Source organism: Methanobrevibacter sp., assembly GCF_045220775.1.
Classification (GTDB): Archaea; Methanobacteriota; Methanobacteria; order Methanobacteriales; family Methanobacteriaceae; genus Methanocatella.
Window position 1 is genome coordinate 1 of sequence record NZ_JBGUWC010000026.1, and the last position, 2,530, is coordinate 2,530.

2 protein-coding genes and 1 rRNA gene are annotated in these 2,530 nt (G+C 33.5%); 2 read left to right on the plus strand and 1 reads right to left on the minus strand.

Features of this window, described 5'->3' with window-relative positions:
• Positions 1–79: ribosomal RNA gene (locus ACJROP_RS01355) — 16S ribosomal RNA — on the minus strand; the annotation flags it as partial.
• Positions 80–714: 635 nt separating this feature from the next.
• Here ACJROP_RS01355 and mer point away from each other — a divergent pair.
• Positions 715–1,677 carry a 5,10-methylenetetrahydromethanopterin reductase gene (gene mer / locus ACJROP_RS01360; protein WP_406533715.1) on the plus strand — a complete coding sequence of 321 codons (963 nt, stop codon included), beginning with the start codon at positions 715–717 and terminating at the stop codon, positions 1,675–1,677.
• A 131-nt stretch (positions 1,678–1,808) separates the two neighbouring features.
• Positions 1,809–2,530, plus strand: a 722-nt coding sequence (locus ACJROP_RS01365) for a TIGR01210 family radical SAM protein (protein WP_406533716.1), incomplete at its 3' end; no start/stop codon positions are given.

Sequence of the window (2,530 nt, forward strand, 5' to 3'; positions counted from 1 at the left end):
CCACGAGCCTAAACTCGTTCGACTTGCATGGCTTAATCGAATCCCAATAGCAGTAGCATCTGCCAGGATCAAACAGAATTGAACACAAACAGAGTACTATTGAAGTACACATAAAAAAATATAGACGAGTAATTAATACACTAAGAATTTGATATAAAAGTTTCTATAATCAAATTTCACCACATCTACAAAACTTACATCATACCCGAAAAACTCAGGTACTCACAAAGCACATTCATGATATTAATAATTTAATTAATACAATAAACATGATAATTTATAGCTACGTGCGGAAAAGCAGTCATCATAGTCAGAATTGTAAATACAATAAGACTTAAACCAACGCCATAAAACACATAGCACATCTTATACAGAGAGAAATTGTACTAACAAATTTAATTGAAAAATATTGCAATTAATATTAATATCTATTAAAAATAAATTTAATTAATATTTAAATTAAAATAAATTAAATTAAACCTTTTTATTAAATTTAACAAGATAATATTAAAAATAATTGAAACAAATTATCATGAATAATCATTATTATAACATCGAACAATCAAGTATTACTGAAAATAAATTTTTTAATACCTATCTATTTTGAACAACTTCAAAAGACATGAACAATGATTAATATATAAAACTTTCTATCTGTTTCAAATAAAAATTACTTTATATATTACTAACTATACATAATACTGGTGATAAAATATGAAGTTCGGTATAGAATTCGTACCTCAAATACCATTAAAAGAATTAGTTAGTTTAGTAAAATTAGCAGAAGATGTCGGTTTCCAATACGCATGGATCACAGACCACTACAACAACAAAAACGTATACGAAACCTTAGCATTAATTGCATCTGAAACTGAAACCATTAAAATGGGTCCTGGTGTAACCAACCCATACGTAAGAAGCCCTGCAATTTCTGCTTCTGCTATCGCAACCATTGACGAAATCTCAGAAGGAAGAGCAACTTTCGGTATTGGTCCTGGTGACAAAGCAACTTTCGACGCTTTAGGAATCGCTTGGGAAAAACCAGTATCCACTATTAAAGCAGCAATCGCTGACATTAACACTTTATTAGCTGGAGAAAAAACCGAAGGTGGTGCAGCATTAGGTGGAGCAAAAGCTGTTCAAGAACACATCCCTATTTACATGGGTGCTCAAGGACCTAAAATGTTAGAAACCGCTGGAGAAATCGCAGATGGTGTATTAATTAACGCTTCCAACCCTAAAGATTATGAAGCAGCTATGCCTATGATTAAAAAAGGTATCGAAGCAGCTGGTGGAGACAAAGAATTCGATGTAGGTGCATACACTGCAACATCCATTGGTGCAGACTCAGATGCAGCTAAAAACGCAGCTAAAATTGTAGTTGCATTTATTGCAGCAGGTTCCCCACCTCCAGTTATCGAAAGACACGGATTACCTGAAGGATTCAACACTCAAATGGGAGAATTCTTAGCTAAAGGTGACTTCGGTGGTGCTATTGGAGCTGTAACCCCTGAAGCATTAGACGCATTCTCAGTATGTGGTACTCCTGATGAGTTCATTCCAAAAATCGAAGGCTTAGCTGAAATGGGCGTAACTCAATACGTAGCAGGTTCCCCTGTTGGTAAAAACGTAGAAGAATCCATTAAATTATTAGGAGACGTAATTGCAAGTTTCTAAACTTGCTTACTTCTTTTCTTTTTTTATTTTTTCAAAAATTTTATACACAACTTATTAACTACTTTTTTTAACAAATTTTAATTATAAAAAAATTATAATAATATAATATTACATTTATTGCAGGTATTATAATGGAAATTGAAAATTTATGTAAAGAGATTAGGCAAAGGGCTTTCGAGCGAAAAGATCCGAAAACTCCCGAACAAGTCGGAGCAAGCTGGTATAATGATGATTTGACATATGATGGTGTTGCAAAAACATTGTTCATAATCCTGCCAACTCCAGGCTGCGCTTGGGCGCTTGGCGATAGCGGAGGATGTACAATGTGCAGTTACGTTTCAGATTGTACTTTGGAACCTATTGACACAGAAACCATCCTCAAGATATTTCATAGTCATCTCTCAAGGCACCCAATAGCTGAAGAAGACAAAATCTCTGTAAAATTATTTGCTTCAGGAAGCTTTTTAAACCCTTATGAACTTCCAAAGGATGCGCGTAACGAAATTTTAAAAACTTTAATTGATTTAGGGAATGTCACAGAAATTATCGTTGAGTCAAGACCGGAATATGTGAAAGAGGAATATTTGGATGAAATTCATGAAATTATCGGAGATACATTGTTTGAAGTGAGCATTGGTCTTGAAACATGTGATGATTACACCCGCCTTAAAAAGATCAACAAGGGCTTTACTTGCCAAGACTTTGAAAATGCGGTTAAACTAATACAAAAATTAAAAGATAATAAGGGATACAATTTAAAATCAAAAGCGTATATCTTTGTAAAACCTATTCTCGTTTCTGAAACTCAAGCAATATCTGAAGCAATTGAAACTGCAAGATACTGTGATTCAAT

Excerpts from the sequence above, each read along its gene's own strand:
- mer (WP_406533715.1), top strand. The coding sequence starts at position 715 with ATGAAGTTCGGTATAGAATTCGTACCTCAAATACCATTAAAAGAATTA.